Source organism: candidate division WOR-3 bacterium, from assembly GCA_016867815.1.
GTDB lineage: Bacteria > Hydrothermota > Tepidihabitantia > Tepidihabitantales > Tepidihabitantaceae > UBA2258.
The window spans coordinates 11,902-27,554 of sequence record VGIR01000042.1; the positions used below are offsets into that span (position 1 = coordinate 11,902).

Annotated in this window: 14 protein-coding genes; 9 read left to right on the forward strand and 5 right to left on the reverse strand. The window is 61.3% G+C overall.

Going from position 1 to position 15,653, the window contains the following annotated elements; translation table 11 throughout:
* Nucleotides 1-149 precede the first annotated feature (149 nt).
* The 4 genes from dnaK to FJY68_07850 form a co-directional block, all read right to left on the reverse strand.
* Nucleotides 150-2,045 carry a molecular chaperone DnaK gene (gene dnaK, locus FJY68_07835; protein ID MBM3331743.1) on the reverse strand — a complete coding sequence of 632 codons (1,896 nt, stop codon included), beginning with the start codon at nt 2,043-2,045 and terminating at the stop codon, nt 150-152.
* Nucleotides 2,046-2,136: 91 nt separating this feature from the next.
* Nucleotides 2,137-2,763 (reverse strand): nucleotide exchange factor GrpE, encoded by a 627-nt coding sequence (gene grpE / locus FJY68_07840; GenBank protein ID MBM3331744.1) that lies wholly within the window; start codon nt 2,761-2,763, stop codon nt 2,137-2,139.
* A 109-nt stretch (nt 2,764-2,872) separates the two neighbouring features.
* Complete coding sequence (locus FJY68_07845) at nt 2,873-3,682, reverse strand: hypothetical protein (GenBank protein ID MBM3331745.1); 810 nt, start codon at nt 3,680-3,682, stop codon at nt 2,873-2,875.
* Nucleotides 3,683-3,805: 123 nt separating this feature from the next.
* Nucleotides 3,806-4,522, reverse strand: a complete 717-nt coding sequence (locus FJY68_07850) for a hypothetical protein (GenBank protein ID MBM3331746.1) — start codon at nt 4,520-4,522, stop codon at nt 3,806-3,808.
* A gap of 134 nt (nt 4,523-4,656) precedes the next feature.
* Here FJY68_07850 and FJY68_07855 point away from each other — a divergent pair, with 134 nt between their 5' ends.
* The 3 genes from FJY68_07855 to FJY68_07865 all read left to right on the forward strand — a co-directional run bounded on the left by FJY68_07855 (nt 4,657) and on the right by FJY68_07865 (nt 8,808).
* Nucleotides 4,657-5,817, forward strand: a complete 1,161-nt coding sequence (locus FJY68_07855) for an MFS transporter (GenBank protein MBM3331747.1) — start codon at nt 4,657-4,659, stop codon at nt 5,815-5,817.
* A gap of 279 nt (nt 5,818-6,096) precedes the next feature.
* Entirely contained in the window at nt 6,097-7,941 is a 1,845-nt protein-coding gene (locus tag FJY68_07860) for a hypothetical protein (protein ID MBM3331748.1), read from the forward strand.
* A 210-nt stretch (nt 7,942-8,151) separates the two neighbouring features.
* On the forward strand, nt 8,152-8,808 hold the full coding sequence (locus FJY68_07865) for a TrkA family potassium uptake protein (GenBank protein ID MBM3331749.1): 657 nt from the start codon (nt 8,152-8,154) through the stop codon (nt 8,806-8,808).
* 21 nt (nt 8,809-8,829) lie between these two features.
* Here FJY68_07865 and FJY68_07870 read toward each other — a convergent pair whose 3' ends face one another.
* Nucleotides 8,830-10,029: a helix-turn-helix domain-containing protein gene (locus tag FJY68_07870; protein MBM3331750.1), complete on the reverse strand. Its 1,200-nt coding sequence runs from the start codon at nt 10,027-10,029 to the stop codon at nt 8,830-8,832.
* Between the two features lie 694 nt (nt 10,030-10,723).
* On the opposite strand from FJY68_07870, the gene FJY68_07875 reads away from it, so the two are divergent.
* The 6 genes from FJY68_07875 (at nt 10,724) to FJY68_07900 (ending at nt 15,137) form a co-directional block, all read left to right on the forward strand.
* Nucleotides 10,724-10,957 (forward strand): hypothetical protein, encoded by a 234-nt coding sequence (locus FJY68_07875; protein ID MBM3331751.1) that lies wholly within the window; start codon nt 10,724-10,726, stop codon nt 10,955-10,957.
* Nucleotides 10,958-10,976: 19 nt separating this feature from the next.
* Complete coding sequence (locus FJY68_07880) at nt 10,977-11,459, forward strand: type II toxin-antitoxin system VapC family toxin (protein MBM3331752.1); 483 nt, start codon at nt 10,977-10,979, stop codon at nt 11,457-11,459.
* Nucleotides 11,449-11,652, forward strand: a complete 204-nt coding sequence (locus FJY68_07885; GenBank protein ID MBM3331753.1) for a hypothetical protein — start codon at nt 11,449-11,451, stop codon at nt 11,650-11,652. The genes FJY68_07880 and FJY68_07885 overlap by 11 nt, the downstream gene beginning before the upstream one ends.
* A gap of 105 nt (nt 11,653-11,757) precedes the next feature.
* The gene (locus FJY68_07890) at nt 11,758-12,648 is read left to right on the forward strand and encodes a trypsin-like peptidase domain-containing protein (protein ID MBM3331754.1); all 891 of its coding nucleotides are present in this window, start codon (nt 11,758-11,760) and stop codon (nt 12,646-12,648) included.
* Between the two features lie 378 nt (nt 12,649-13,026).
* Nucleotides 13,027-13,596: a hypothetical protein gene (locus FJY68_07895; protein ID MBM3331755.1), complete on the forward strand. Its 570-nt coding sequence runs from the start codon at nt 13,027-13,029 to the stop codon at nt 13,594-13,596.
* Nucleotides 13,597-13,760: 164 nt separating this feature from the next.
* Nucleotides 13,761-15,137, forward strand: coding sequence for a hypothetical protein (locus FJY68_07900; GenBank protein ID MBM3331756.1), 1,377 nt, complete (start codon nt 13,761-13,763; stop codon nt 15,135-15,137).
* Nucleotides 15,138-15,653: the final 516 nt, after the last annotated feature.

Genomic DNA, 15,653 nt, shown 5'->3' on the forward strand with positions numbered 1-15,653 from the left:
TAGCGAAACTGCGGGGCAATGGGCATCAAGTTCGACCTGTCCCCGCCCGGGCAAAACCGCGGCCGGTGCCCTGCGCGCCGATTCCATCGGCTCCGCCTCGGCGGTACCGCGACGTCTTTGTTGGTGCGTGCAGCGTCGGGCTCGCCCCGCTACTTCTTGTCCTCGTCGATGACTGTATAGTCGGCGTCGACCTTCTTCCCAGCATCCCCTTCCGATTTGGGGCCGGACGAACCGGGCTTCTGCCCGGATTCTTTCTGACGGTACATCTCTTCGGCCAGCTTGTAGCTCACCTTCTGCAGTTTCTCTATCGCCGTGTCTATCGCCGCCTTGTCGTCGTTTCTCATTGTCTGGCGCAGGTTCGAGGTCGCTTCCTCGATTGCGCGCCGGTCGACGTCCGGAACCTTGTCGCCAAACTCTTTGAGGGTCTTTTCTGTCTGGTAGATAAGCGTATCGGCACGGTTGCGGCTGTCAACAAGCTCGCGTCGCTTCCGGTCTTCGGCAGCATGCGCCTGCGCATCACCGACCATCCGGTCGACCTCATCCTTGGCCAGACCCGACGAGGCGGTGATCCGAATCGACTGCTCCTTGCTGGTAGCCTTGTCTTTGGCCGTAACGTGGAGGATACCATCGGCATCGATGTCGAAGGTCACTTCGATCTGCGGCGTGCCGCGCGGGGCCGGGGGAATGCCTGCCAGCTCAAACCGACCCAGCGTCCGGTTGTCACCAGCCAGCTCCCGCTCGCCCTGCAGCACGTGAACGGTCACCGCGGGCTGGCCGTCTTCGGCCGTTGTGAACACCTGGCTCTTCCGGGTAGGAATCGTGGTGTTGCGGTCAATCACCTTCGTCATCACGCCGCCCAGAGTCTCTATGCCCAGTGAGAGAGGCGTCACGTCCAGCAGGACCACGTCTTTCACCTCGCCGGCCAGGACCGCGCCCTGGATGGCCGCGCCGATAGCCACGACTTCGTCCGGGTTGATCCCCTTGTGCGGCTCCTTGCCGAAGAACTCACGGACCAGGAACTGCACCCGCGGCATGCGGGTTTGGCCGCCGACCAGGATCACCTCGTCGATTTCGCCTGTCGTCACCTTGGCGTCGGTCAGCGCCTGTTTCACCGGGCCGAAGCTCCGCTGCACCAGGTCCTCGACCAGCGACTCCAGCTTCGAACGGGTCAGGCGCATGTCGATATGCATCGGACCCTTCTTCTCGTCAGACCATATGAATGGCAGGTTGATGGATGTTTCCATCGAAGTCGAGAGCTCGCACTTGGCTTTCTCCGCGGCTTCCTTCACCCGCTGTAGCGCGGTCTTGTCCTGAGCCAGATCCACACCATGTTCGGACTTGAAATCGTCGATGACCCAGTCCATGATCCGCTGGTCGAAATCGTCGCCGCCAAGGTGGGTGTCGCCGTTCGTCGATTTAACCTCGAAGACCCCTTCACCTATCTCCAGGACCGAGATGTCAAAGGTGCCGCCACCCAGGTCATAGATGGCGATGCGCTCGGTCTTCTTCTTGTCCAGACCATAGGCCAGCGCGGCCGCAGTCGGCTCGTTGATGATGCGCAAAACGTCCAGGCCGGCGATCTTGCCTGCGTCCTTGGTCGCCTGTCGCTGCGAATCATTGAAGTACGCAGGCACCGTGATGACGGCCTTGGTGACCACCTCACCGAGGTACGCCTCAGCCGACTTCTTCAGGTACTGCAATATCATCGCCGAAACCTCGGGTGGAGAGAGCCGCTTGCCGTCAACGTCAACCCAGGCGTCGCCGTTCGCCGCCGCGACCACGTGGAACGGGACGCGCTTCTGCTCCTCATTGGTCTCGCTGTGTCGGCGGCCCATGAAACGCTTGATTGAATAGACGGTTTGCTCGGGATTGATGACCGCTTGCCGCTTGGCCAGCGTGCCCACGAGCCGCTCCTTGCCCATCGCCACAACCGAAGGCGTTGTCCTACCGCCCTCGGGATTCGGTATCACTACCGGCTGCCCGCGCTCCATCACTGCCACGCACGAAAACGTCGTCCCGAGATCTATGCCTATGACCTTCGCCATCACTTTCCTCCTGTGTCCGAACTGACAGTTACACGCCACCGGTCTTCAACTGTGAGCCGATGCGTCATGTCACTAGTATGAAAATCCCTGCTCATTCCGAATCTCTGCCCGGCTCCTCAACTTCGCCTTCCTTCGACTCTGACTCCTGGTCCAATACGTCTGCCTTCTGGCTGGTGGCGACCGCGGCTCTTGGGTCCTTGCCTGTGATATCGGCCTGCTGGCTCAACTCAACCGCTTTGGCCACCACGACCCTCGCCGGCCGTAGAACGCGATCTCCGCAGGCGTATCCCCGGCTTATCTCGCTCACTACCATTCCGGGCTCGTGCTGGTTAGTGTGAACGAAACTAATGGCCTCCGCCCTGCGCGGATCGAATTGGGTCCCCGCGCAGCTATACTCTTCGACGCCGTGTTTGCGCAGCGCCTCAAGCAACTGCCGGTGGATAAGATCCATGCCCCTCTGGAGACTATCGGTGGTTGCAGCCGTGCTTGAGGCTTGGGCGGCTCGCCCGAAGTTATCCAAAGCCGGCAGCAGGTCCATCACCAACGCCTCCATAGCTATTCTTCGGCTCACTTCACCGTCTCGCTGGGTCCTCTTACGTAGATTGTCGAAATCTGCTATGGCGCGTAAGTACTCTTCCTGTAACTTCTTGCATGCCCCTGAAGCCTCCTGAAACTGCTCGGAGAGGAGCGTAACCGGACCTTTCTTGCATTGCGCCATTTATGGTTATAACTTTAGACATTATAAGGCAATACATAGATTCTACATCGACCCCCAATGGCCCGCGAGTAGTTGCTCAACCAGACTCGCCGTCAGGAACGACAGCAGCCTATCTCAGTCTTGAGTCGTCGGAGTGGATCTTGAACCGGAATTCGGCAGTGTAGGGATGGATCCAGCCGCAGCTCTGCAGCACCCAGAACAGCCCTTCCTCCATCCGCAGCTGTGGCCGGCCGATCAGCGTAACGTACTTGTTCGCCGGGTACTTAACTTCCATCTCGAGTCGGACAGCAATTGACCAGCGTTCGCCCTGTCGCTCGGCGCGGGCCGTGAGTCTCGTCTGATTGAGGGCCAGCGCGTAGCGTGCCTCCGGCTCGGTCAGGCGATAGTCAGACCTGGGCCACTCGACCCATACCGGGCCGTAGGTTTGAAGGGATGTGCTGTCACTTCTCTGGAGTCTCGCCGCGAAATCCCGGAGGGACATTCTCACCTTGCGGGACCCCAGAGCGAAATCCGAGTAGAACACGCGCCGCGCACCCGGCCCGGGATCCACCATCATGAGCAGCGTCTCCTTCGACGCCTCCGGGTATAGGGGATATCCAGCCACGCCCATCACGATGTTGAGTCCGTATGTGCCGAGCCGGTCCCGCAGCGTGAACGCACTCACGTCATTCCTGGGCTTGCGGGCTAGCTGCTCAACCTTCTGGTCAACCTCTTGAACCATCAGCGGGGCGAGTGCCAGTGTAGCCGGAACAAGCAGAAACGATACTCCGAACTTCAGCACCCTGACTGCCTTGATCTGGTTGAACAGCGGAAGCAGAATCCACGCCGCCGTGAACGCGACTACCGCCAGGGTCGGCACGCCAAACAGCAATCCCCAGCCGGCCAGCAGCAGAAGAGGCACGGCGAGCAGAAGAAGCATGGAATCGACTACAGCTCGGGCAAGACGTGCCAGCAAGCCCTCTGACCGGCGCGCCGGCTTCCGGCTACCTTCCGGCTTGTCTCTTTTGGTCTCTCGCAGTGGGGTGAAGTTCGACCGTACAGCTCACGGGTACGGCAGTTGCCGTATCCTGCGTTTTGCCTTGTTCAACTGCTCCTCATAACCTTCGCCGCTGAGGGCACGTTCAGCCGCCCGCTCCACTTCCTCGTCCCGGTCCTGGACTGATACGGCAATAGCGTCGAGCCCCCGCTGGTCGCCTATCTGCCTGAGCCCGACGACCGCAGCCGCACGCACCTCCGGTTCCCGGTCGCGGAGCAGCCAGATGAGCGGGTCGACCGCATCTTTGGCCTGCAGCTTTCCCAGCGCGTGGGCCGCGCCGCCCCTGACGGCCGGCCGGGATGAGCGCAGCAGACCGACGAGCGGTTGGACTGAGCCGGCGCCCAGATGGACCAGCGCGCGGATGGCAGCTCCCTGGATATCCTCTCGCTCTTCCCGGCCGAAGAGATCGGCCAGCGGCTGGCAGGCGCGCGGATCGCCGATTATGGCCAGCCCGGTGGCGGCCTCCTTGCGGATGTCCGGTATTGAGTCTTGCAGCAACGCGGCGATCTTCAGAACCGATGCCGTGTCCCTGGCGGTCATCAGGCCCCGGATTGCAGCTATCCTTGTGTCCGGGTCAGGATCATTCAACTGCTCGCGCAGCTTCGGCAGCTTCGACCCGCAGGCAGAGAGGAGGAGATTCACCACCAAGACACCAAGGCACCAGGGAGTAGCCCGCCGGAGTACTGGACCACTTGACCTCTTGACCATTGGATCACTAGTCATTGGTGCACAATGATAGCGCGAGAGCAGCCGCGGTCAACGCTTCGGCCGGCATCCATTCGGGCTTCGGGTTTCGTACGTCATTCGAACTTCGCCCATGCTTTGACATCGGCGACGCCCGTTCTAGACTCTCGCCGGTGTTCAACGTCATCATCACCGGCATCACGAGCTTCCTCACTGACATGGCGACCGAAATGGTCTACCCGCTCATTCCGCTCTACCTGACCGCGCTCGGCGCTCCGCCCGCCATCCTCGGTGTCATCGAAGGATTTGCCGAGAGCACGGCCTCAATCCTCAAGGTCTTTTCAGGCCGCCTCTCGGACAAGCTGCGCCGCCGCAAGCCGATTGCCATCTTCGGCTACTCCGGCTCGATGCTGGGGCGGCTTGTCCTGTATCTATCGAACGCGTGGTGGCTGGTCTTTGCCGGCCGCATGGTCGACCGTATCGGCAAGGGCATCCGGGGTGCGCCGCGCGACGCGATCATCGCTGACTGCACCCCTCCGGGCAAGCGTGGCATGGCCTTCGGCCTCCACCGAGCCATGGACTCGATGGGCGCTGCTGTCGGAGTGATCGCCGCGATACTGCTGGTAGCAGCCACCGGCAAAGGCATGGCCCGGCACGACTACCAGCGCATCTTTCTCTTTTCGCTCATCCCCGCGGTGCTGGGCGTGGCCGCCCTGTTCCTTGTCCGTGAGCGGAAGTGCGAGCACTCGGTCCGGCAGCCGCTGAATCTATCCTTCCGCGGCCTGCCGCCCAGGCTCCGCTGGTTCCTGCTGGTCGTGACCCTGTTTGCACTCGGCAACTCCTCCAACCAGTTCCTGCTCCTGCGTGCCAAGAACGTGGGGCTGTCCGTCACAGCGGTTCTCGGTGCGTACCTTGTCTACAACGTTGTCTACAGCCTGATCTCCTGGCCGGCCGGACACCTGTCCGACCGCATCGGCCGCAAGCCCCTGCTCATCGCCAGCTACGTCGCCTACGGCCTCGTCTACTTCGGCTTCGCCGCCGCCGCTTCCCTGTTCCATCTGCCGCCGCTCGTCACGGTCTTCGCCCTGTTTGCCCTTTACGGCGTCTTCAGTGCCCTGAACGACGGCCAGGAAAAGGCGCTGGTCACCGACATGGCGCCACCCGAGCATCGGGCCACATTCATCGGGCTGCACTCGACGCTGACCGGCGTCGGCCTGCTGCCCGCATCTCTACTTGCCGGAGGTCTCTGGAGCCTGTTCGGCGCGGCCGCCCCGTTCTGGTTCGGCGGCGCGCTGGGACTTCTCGCCGCCGTCGGCCTCGCCATCGTCCTCTGACCCGAGGAGCGAGTCCGAATTCCGAGGCCAGAAACCCGAATCGAACCCGAAGTCCGAATGACCTACAGAGCCGAACTTCAGGCCCTGCGCTGATCCAGGGCCAATCGCTACCAGAACCTCAATCGTCATTTGTGCTTCTTCATTCGGGTTTCCTCTCCGCTGTCACCAACTTGACAATCGGCCGGCCCAGCCGATAATTAGCGCCTACTACCATGTCCGTCGAAGAATAAACCCTCACCACAACATGCGCAGGCTATCACCTAAGTCTATTATGTGTATATGTTTAACCCGAATAACCTCGGGTCGCGAGGAAGGTCGCCCGGCACGCATGTGCCGCAGTCGTCCGTCCTCGTTCTCCAGCGCCGCGTCCACCCAGATGCGGTCGCCGACACTGGCATGAGACCGGCCAACGGCCTGCGGCGCCCGGACGATCACCCCACCAGCACTCTGCCAGCGTGGCTGTTGCGCGCCGTTACCGGCATCTGCGTACTGCTGGTTGCCTACGTGTTCGTTCGCCACGGACTCGCGGAGAACCTGCCGGCCATGGCGGATTCGGTAGTCCGCTGGCTCGACCTGTTGATCGTTCTGCTGCTCGCGCTGGATATCCTGCCCCTCTATCGCCACCGCCGTACGTGGTACCATGTCTGGCGCGACACCTGGTTCGATGCCGTGCTGTTGGTCGCGGCGATGGCGGCAAGCACCCACCAGAGCTGGGGCGCGGTATTCGTGCTCCTGCGTCAGACCGTGCACTACGGACGGCGCGGTGCGTTCAGCGCGTTCACCGATTCGCTCAGTCGCCGGCCTATCACGTTGCTGGCAGCGAGTTTCGCGGCGCTTATCGGAATGGGAACCGTCCTGCTGATGCTGCCCGCGGCTACCACCGACGGCCGGGGCGTGCCGGTGACAAACGCGCTGTTCACGGCAACGTCGGCCACGTGCGTGACTGGGCTGGCGGTCATGGACATCGGCAGCGTCCTCACTCGGTTCGGGCAGATAGTTCTGCTCGTGCTCATCCAACTCGGAGGCCTGGGCATAATGACCTTCTATGCCGGGCTGGCCTCGGCACTGGGAGTTCGGCTGAGCATCGCCCAAAGGCGCAGCCTGTCAGTGGCAGTCGAAGAGCCGCGCAGCATCGAGCTTGCCCGCACCCTGCGCTACATCATCCTGCTGACGGTTCTGAGCGAACTGGTCGGAGCCGCCCTGCTGTACACCCGGATGTCGCCGCGTTTTGCCACGCCGGGCGAGTCGCTCTTCGCGGCCGTGTTTCATTCGATCTCGGCATTCTGCAACGCCGGTTTCGGTCTGTTCCCCGACAACCTGGTGAGCTTCCAGAACGACTGGCTGGTGAACCTGACCATTATCGGCCTCATAGTTCTTGGCGGAATCGGCTTCAGCGTCGCCCACGAATTGCTAAGTCGGGAAACTTTCAAGCGCAGCCCGCGTGCCCTCTGGCGCCAGGTGACAACCCACACCCGCATCGTGCTGGGAACAACCGGGATACTCATTGCTCTTGGGACCGGGCTGTTCCTTCTGCTTGAGTACAACAACGCTCTCGTCGGCCTGTCCGGCGGCACCAAGTTCCTCGCGTCGCTCTTCCAGGCCGTAACACCGAGGACCGCGGGGTTCAACACCGTCTCGCTTGCGTCACTCCAGCCGCTCACCATCCTCATCTGGGTTCTGCTGATGTTTGTCGGCGCGTCGCCCGGCGGCACCGGCGGAGGCATCAAGACCACGACCGCGGCAGTTCTGCTACTAGCAGTGCGCAGTCAGATACGAGGTCGCGATGAGGTCGAGTTTGCCGGCCGCACCATACCGAAGGAAACGGTGTTCCGGGCCACGGCGATCGTGACGCTGTCAGCCCTGGCTGTCATGGCTGCGTTCTCAGCGCTGCTCGTGACCGAGCAGCAGCCGTTTGCTGCCCTGCTCTTCGAGGCGACATCAGCCTTCGGTACCGTCGGCCTGTCCACGGGAATCACACCGCTCCTTGGGGTCATCGGCAAGCTCGCACTGGCCGTACTGATGTACGTCGGGCGCATCGGGCCCCTCACGCTGGTGCTGGCGATGCGCACACGCGAACGGACCGCCCTGATCGCGTATCCCAGCGCCCGCATAATGGTCGGATAGACCCCAGACCCGAGATTGAGTGCCACGAAGACACGGATTAGAAAGAATCGGATGGGATGAACCACGGATCAACACGGATCACCGGCCAGATGTCATTGGGACAAGCATCGGTGTTTATCGGTGTCCATCCGTGGTTCTCCTCTGCCCGGTTTCGTGTCTTTCGGGCTTTCGTGGCTTCGATGTCGACCTCAGAGATAGAACGGAGAAGAAATGAAGCAATTCGTAGTAATCGGGCTCGGTAACTTCGGATACACAGTCGCGACCCGTCTTCACCAGATCGGTCATCAGGTACTGGCAGCGGACTCCAACGCGACTAGAGTCGAGCACACAAAGGACCTAGTGACGCAGGCGGTGATCATTGACGCCAAGGACAAGAGCGCGCTGGCCGAGGTCGTGACCGACACTATTGACGCGGCAGTGGTCGGACTCGGCGACTCGGTTGAGGCAAGCCTGCTTTGCGTACTCTACTTGAAGGAACTCGGGGTCAAACGCATCATCGCCAAGGCATCGAGCGACGACCACGGCCGCATCCTCGAGTCCATCGGCACGTCGGAAGTCATCTACCCGGAACGTGACTCCGCCCTGAGGGTGGCTGAGAAGCTGAATGCGCCCACCAGCGTCATCGACTACATTGAACTCTCGCCCGACTACAGCATCATCGACGTGGCCACGCCCGACGACTTTGTAGGAAAGACCCTCAAGCAACTGGCACTGCCGAAGAAGCAGGGCATCCTGGTCATTGCGGTGAGGAACGTGATGAAGGGGGGCGAGATCCAACTCCTGCCGCCGGCCGACTACAAGTTCGAGCCCGACTCGATCATCACCGTCATCGGCCGCTACGAAGACCTGAACAAACTCACGATCTAGACCGGAACCGGTCTACCCCGGCTACCACCTCAGCCGAGGATCCGGAGGGAGTGTCTTGGCCAGTTCGCGGAAACGGACGAGCATGATGCCGGCAAGCTTCTGCGCGAGCGCAGTGTCCAGCCCGAGCCGAATCCACTGCGGCTCCTGGACATACGCTTCAATCTCATGCCGGTCCATCTCGCTCCCCGGCTCGCTGTTCAACACGGCAGTACAGCATACTCCTCCCAACCGCCGGTAGACCGCCCTCCGCTCTTTCGCCACTCCCGCCTCATCCAGGAACGGCTGTACATCCTGCCAGACTTGCTCGGTCACGGCCCGGCACGCGGCCGAGTACTCCCCGATCTTCAGTGACAACTCACGCAGATGTACTTTCCGCGCGTCCCGCCTGCCGGCCGGCTTGAGCAGGCTGGCCTCGTACTCATCGAGGCTCAGGTCCGGCAGCCAGTCCAAATCTCCCGCCATCTCCAGCCGGGCAAACTCCCGCCGCACGCCATCCTCGAGCTTCTGGATGGCCTCCGGCGCAAACCCACTCGCCTGCTCGAACGTGACCCTCGACTCAGCCAGGAGCTTCTCCCTTCTTCCCGGTTTCGCCTTCCGCGTCCTGTAGAGAATCCGGAACAACTCCAGCCCGTGATTGAACAGCGGCACGGTCACGCTCATCACCGGGTCCAGTCCCGTCTCGTTCACCGCCCGCGACAGGAACCGGCCATAGAGAACGCGCCTTCTCGCTGCCGCCGCATTCCTCCGCGCACGCTCCAGCCGATGCGACAGGTCGGGCTTCACCTGCACCGGAGTCTTCTCCGGAGCCGTCTTCGGAATGTCGATGCGCAGGTCGTACTTCGTCACCTGAGCCTGCCATTTCTCGGGAACGCTCGCCGCGACCTTGGCCAGGGCCTTTCCGAACACCTGCTGCTGGGTTGTCGGCAGCTCGGTGTAGAGGTCGAGGATATCGAGGATCTCTTTGAACCCGGCCCGGCATCCGCGCAGGAAATCGGCGACGAGTCCGAGCGACGGGAACTGCACCCTGCCCTTCTCCATCCGGCTCACAATGCATGCCTTGCCCTTGCCGGTCCGGCCCATGACCTGAGCCAACTCCGGTTGGGTCAGCCCGGCCCTGAGCCTGAGGTCTCTGAGCCGATGGCCCAGTTCAGGCGGGACGCGGAACGTATCAATCGGTCTTCTCATGCCATCGGTCCTGCTGCCCAAACTATATGAATTCATATACTAATAGTCAAGCCAGAATCCTGCACAAACGGCTGTGCCAAAGCGGCTTACGCTGTGATGACCACAAACCACCCCTGCACGGGGTACGCGGCTTCACCTGTTGCAGCTCAAGCTGCAGGTCGTGTTGCGACTCTGGTTGTTTCACCCGTCGCGGCTCCTGTTACGACCTACGCTATGACGCCTGCCATGACTCCAGCTACATCATCGGCTATGACTCCTGTTATGACGTCCGCAATGACGCCTGCAACGACACCTGCTGCAGCTCACGCAACGACTACTGTCACGACTCAAGCAACAGCTTCGGTTGCAGCTCAGGTAACGATGCCAGCTACGACACCAGCTACGGCGCAAGCAACGACGTCCGCTACGGCTCCTGCTGCGACTCAAGCTACGACTCCAGCCATGACTCCTGCCATTTCACCTGCGCCGCTTTTCTCCTCTCTCACTATATGTATTCCCGCTTGCGGCACCTCCGCGCACGATTTCCTTGAGAAAGCGCATAGTCCCCCGCCCACCTCCCCTACCTGGGAGGCCCTATCGCAGCCCCTCTCCGATTGCGTTTCGAAATCCCTTTCGAGTTGCGTTTCGACTTCCCTTTCCGAACCCCTTTCGAGTTCCCTTTCGCGGTTCGTTTCGCGGCCCCTTTCAGCCTGCGTTTCTCGACTCCTTTCGCGGCCCCTTGCTCGATTCCTTGCGCAGTCCCAAGCTCGACCCCAAGCGCGGCTCCTTGCGGATTCCCTTGCTCAGTTCCTTCCGCCCTGCGTCTCGTCTTCCCTTCGGACTTGCGTTTCGACTTCCCTCTCCAACTGCCTTCCGCAGCAACAACGTCGCTGAGTTTGAGAACAAGTTCGACCCTGACTTCGCCGACAGCTTCGCCACGGACTTCGTCGTCAAGTCTGTCGCAGCCACGTTGACATTCGTCTGAGCAGAGGTATCCTTTCGTCGTGAAACAACGGCCGCTGCTCTACATCGAGACCTCGGTCTTCGGGTTCTACTACGATGAAGAGCCGCGCAACGCACTCAGGCGCGAGGCAGTCAGGACCATGTTCCAGCAGATCTCCATGGGGATGCTGGACGCGGCTGCTTCTCCCCTGACTGAAGAAGAACTCGATGCCAGCGCAGAACCCACGCGCTCAAAGCTCCTCGCTCTACTCGACCAGCTAACTCTGCTCGATGCCGATGACGCCGAGGTCTCCCGGCTGGCCGGGGTCTACGTCGAAGACGGTGTCATCCCGGCGACGGAGACACTCGACGCAAGACATGCGGCATACGCGACGGTGGCGCGAGCGGACATCATCGTGTCGCTGAACCTCAAGCACCTCGCCAACGCGTGGGCGGAACAACGACTCAACGCGGTGAACTCCCGAGAAGGACTGCCGACGGTACGCATATGGACACCGGAACAGGTGGTGCACTATGAAGATTGATGGACTGGATTGGATGGACTGGCTGCACAAGGTCCGCCACGAAGCGGAAGCGAAGCGCATCCGCGACGGGCTCACGGTGGAACAGTGGCTGCAACAGGTCCGCGTCCGCGCAGCCGAGTCCAGAGAACGGAGACGCAGCCACGGGTACCCCTCAGTCGCCCGCGACAAGCCTCCGGACGGCAGTCAGCCGTGAGCTGTGAGCCGTCAGCCCCGACCTCGCTTCGCCCCGCCGATTAGACACCCCCGCCCGCGAGTTCTAGAATCTGAGCGCACAAGCTACACTCGGAGGAGGCCCTAAGTGAACAGCGCACATAATAGTCAGAATCACATGTCGGTTCCGCTATGCTCCGCATTCTGCGTGCTAGCATTTTGCACGCAGGCGTTCCCGCAGGGAGCGCTGCATCCGAGCAATCTGGACTACCCGGTGATGATCAGTGTCGCCGGCAGGACTGGTACTGGCTTCTTTGTGACGGATTCGGATTCGGTGCACTGGTACCTCGTCACAGCCCGTCACGTGCTCTTCAAGGACACGGCCGCACGTCACCTGTGGGGACCGAGCGCAATGGTCAGTGGGTACGCGGCCGGACAGCGGTACGAATTCCAGGCGAACCTCGATTCGCTTCTCACAGACGGGCTGCTGAAGGCAGACACGGGCCATGACGTCGCTGTCGCCCGTTGCGGCACGTTGTCTTTCAAGTCAGAAGGTGGCGTCTGTACGTGGTACCGCCGCCACCTGCGACGTAGCGTCGGTGGAAAGCTCCGCATCACCGTCGTGAAGTGGGACATGCTGCGCACGTACGATCAGGTCCTAGTCGGCAACGATGTGTTCGTCTTTGGATTCCCCAGGAACCTCGGCCTTAGAGGACTCCCCGAGATTGACAGCGACCGCCCGCTAGTTCACAAGGGCATCGTGGCAGGCTCGAATCCATCGATGAGAACTCTGATCATCGATGCCGCCGTGTACCCAGGCAACAGTGGCGGACCGGTCATCGAAGTCGAGGAGGGCGACTTGCCTTTCAACGATACGTTTGTCCTCATTGGCGTGGTAACGGAGTACGTACCTTTCGAGGACGTGTGGCACGACATAACCCGGGACTACATGAACCGGACAATCTCCACGTCCGACTACTCCATAGTGGAGCCTATGGACCCTGTGATTGACATCATCCAGAAATGGCGGAAGAAGTAGGGACAGCCACCCCATTGACGACGGCGTCAAGGGCATCACGCTACCGAAGGCAGCGAGTGACCGGGGGAGAAACGGGAACACGGTGCTAATTGCCTACGAAGCGCGTCAAGATGCTGTGGGACCGGAGACAGGCACCCCATTTGGGGAAGCTCCCACGAGGCATTGCAGATTGGCGCGGACGCTGCCCGCTGGCCCCGAGCCGCAAGCTGTCAGCCGTGAGCCGCAAGCCGTCATCCGCCACCGATTTGACATGACCTGAGTTCCGGCTATCCTACTCCCGATGGATGTCGGCTTCAGCTTGGTCTTGACGGAAATTGGCAATAGGAACACATCCCCCAGTCTGCCCGCTGCTTGATGGCCGAAATGAAGGAGAACAACATGAATACGCGTTCGCGGCAACTTGCACTCGTGGTGGCATTACTGACTTGGATGGCGGGCTGCACAACCACCATACGTTACGTGGTAGCGGATGTCTCCCCCAGCAACCCGACGATCACCGTCATTCCGATGAGTCCCTCCGGGAGCGACTTCGCGTACGCAGATGCAGCCACAGGGCACCTTATCTCCTTCGGTCTTCGAGTAGTAGAACGTCCGGCGCTGGCCAAACTCAGGACGGAGGTGAAGGGCATGACTAGTCCTGGAGGCGGCACGTCTCCGGCTTCCTTGCCGTCTGAGGTCTCCAAGCAGAGCGATGTCTCGTCCGCATGGGACCCAGTCGCCCTGATTGGTGAGACTCACGCTGACTATGTGCTGTTCGTAGGCGATGGCCCTCGCGTAAGACTGGTGCGCAGGGAGACTGGTCAGATACTATCCACCGGGTCGCTGGCCCTCGGGGCCGGCAGCACCGGTTCCGGCTGCTGCCTCGCACCTGCTTTCTGGGGATCGCTGCAGTCGGAGCGGGAACGATACCGGGAGCTTCTTCGTAGCGCGGGACTCGTGCCCAAGTAGAACGGAGAGAAACGGGGATACTCATTTGGTCACGCGGCGCGGCGTCTCCCTCCCATCGGGAAATAGGGAATTGGGGACAATCGCCTAAATGGAATCTCCGGGACATCTTGGCATCTTCCGCTCGCCGATTTGACACCCCCGCACGCGAGTCTATCATGTCCGCGATGAGGATCAGCATTGTGGCCGTCGGCAGCGCCACACTGGCCGTCATCTGCATGGCTTCAATCGCTTCTGCTCAGACGGGCTGGTGGAGAACCTACGGCGGGCCAAGTGACGACGACGGCCGTTCGATCCAGCAGACAGCCGATGATGGCTATATCGTCGCAGGCTGGACCAAGTCCTTCGGTGCAGGGTATGCTGATGTCTGTCTCATCAAGACCAACGCTCAGGGCGACTCACTCTGGGTCAGGACCTACGGCGGCCCCAATCAGGACGGCGGCAACTCTGTCCAACAGACCACGGACGGCGGCTACATCATCGCAGGGGGTTCCGGCTCCTTCGGTGCTGGGTTGTACGATGTCTATCTCGTCAAGACCGACGCCTCGGGCGATACACTTTGGACCAGAACATATGGTGGGACGGATCAAGATATGGGCAACTCAGTGCAGCAGACTGCCGATGGAGGCTACATCATCACGGGTTGCACCAAGTCCTTCGGAGCGGGAAACTGGGATGTCTATCTAGTCAAGACCAATGCCTTGGGCGACACGGTTTGGACCAGGACCTATGGAGGAGCACAGAGTGACTGGGGCTACTCCGTCCAGCAGACGGCCGATAGCGGTTACGTTATCGCAGGCTATGGGGCAGGGAACGCTGACGTGTATCTCATCAAGACCAATGCTCAAGGGGATACACTCTGGACCAGAACCTACGGCGGGTCTAGACAGGATGTGGCCTACTCGCTCCAATTGACTGCTGACGGCGGCTACATCATTGCCGGCGAAACCGACTCCTATGGCGCGGCGAATGGGGATGTCTATCTTATCAAGGTGAACCCGCAAGGCGACACACTTTGGGCCAGAACCTATGGCGGGCCGAACTACGACGACGGGCGTTCGGTCCAGCAGACCACTGACGGCGGCTACGTCATCGCGGGCATCACCCAGTCCTTCGGCGCAGGAAACTCTGATGTCTATCTTGTCAAAATCAATGCCCTGGGCGACACGGTCTGGACCGCGACCTATGGCGGGCCACAAAGTGACGCTGGCTACTCAGTCCAACAGACGGCCGATGGTGGCTACGTCGTCTCAGGTGGGACCTACTCCTTTGGTGCAGGGACGCCGGATAGCGACAATGTCTATCTCATCAAGACCGATTCGCTGGGAACCGTCGGCGTGTTGGAAGAAAACCCCGGGCAGCAAGCCGTGGGCCGCAAGCCAGCAGCGACGGTGGTCAGGCGCCTACCGCAGGGCGCAAGTGTCTTCGACGCGCTGGGCAGGCGCGTCCAGCACCCCAGGCCCGGCGTCTACTTCGTGCGGGAGCCACAAGCCCAAGCTCAAGCTCAAGCGCAAGCCACTCGGAAGGTCCTGCTTGTCGAATAGGACGTGACCCGGGACAGGCACCCCATTCCGGGAGGGTTCGGGACATCAAGCGAGCCTACAGCTTGCGGCTGACAGCTAAAGGCTTCTGACAGGCCTCTCCGGACTTCGCAGCTCAAGCTCAAGCCTCAAGCCGCAAGCTAGCCCAGGCGGCCGACCGCTTCCGGCCACTTGACCACTAGACCACTTGATCCCTTGGCCTCTCGATCCGTCTATCCCTCGATCTCTAGATCCATCGGCCTGAAGCCCCGCCGATTCTACATCCCGGCCCATCAGCAGGCATCCCAGATTGCAGATTGTGGGCCGCGTCTCCCCTGCCATCAGCGCCAGCTGCAATCCGTAGGCCGTAGACGGTCAGCCGCGCCCGGCGGGATTGAGTTCAGGGCGGCACATTCGCGCCCAAGGTTGTATCCCAGTGGCGGTTCCTGGACGGACACAGAGACCCAGGGTCTCGGTGCCGGATAGGTTCAGGCCGGAAGGCTGCCTACCCCGAGACTTGTATCGTACCGGGCCTGCCGG

What these genes read in the sequence shown, in the direction of transcription:
- FJY68_07870 (MBM3331750.1), bottom strand. Translation starts at nt 10,029, where the DNA reads ATGAATTCATATAGTTTGGGCAGCAGGACCGATGGCATGAGAAGACCG.
- FJY68_07850 (MBM3331746.1), bottom strand. Translation starts at nt 4,522, where the DNA reads ATGACTAGTGATCCAATGGTCAAGAGGTCAAGTGGTCCAGTACTCCGG.
- FJY68_07895 (MBM3331755.1), top strand. Translation starts at nt 13,027, where the DNA reads ATGAATACGCGTTCGCGGCAACTTGCACTCGTGGTGGCATTACTGACT.
- FJY68_07885 (MBM3331753.1), top strand. Translation starts at nt 11,449, where the DNA reads ATGAAGATTGATGGACTGGATTGGATGGACTGGCTGCACAAGGTCCGC.
- FJY68_07845 (MBM3331745.1), bottom strand. Translation starts at nt 3,682, where the DNA reads ATGCTTCTTCTGCTCGCCGTGCCTCTTCTGCTGCTGGCCGGCTGGGGA.
- grpE (MBM3331744.1), bottom strand. Translation starts at nt 2,763, where the DNA reads ATGGCGCAATGCAAGAAAGGTCCGGTTACGCTCCTCTCCGAGCAGTTT.
- dnaK (MBM3331743.1), bottom strand. Translation starts at nt 2,045, where the DNA reads ATGGCGAAGGTCATAGGCATAGATCTCGGGACGACGTTTTCGTGCGTG.
- FJY68_07860 (MBM3331748.1), top strand. Translation starts at nt 6,097, where the DNA reads ATGTTTAACCCGAATAACCTCGGGTCGCGAGGAAGGTCGCCCGGCACG.
- FJY68_07900 (MBM3331756.1), top strand. Translation starts at nt 13,761, where the DNA reads ATGAGGATCAGCATTGTGGCCGTCGGCAGCGCCACACTGGCCGTCATC.
- FJY68_07865 (MBM3331749.1), top strand. Translation starts at nt 8,152, where the DNA reads ATGAAGCAATTCGTAGTAATCGGGCTCGGTAACTTCGGATACACAGTC.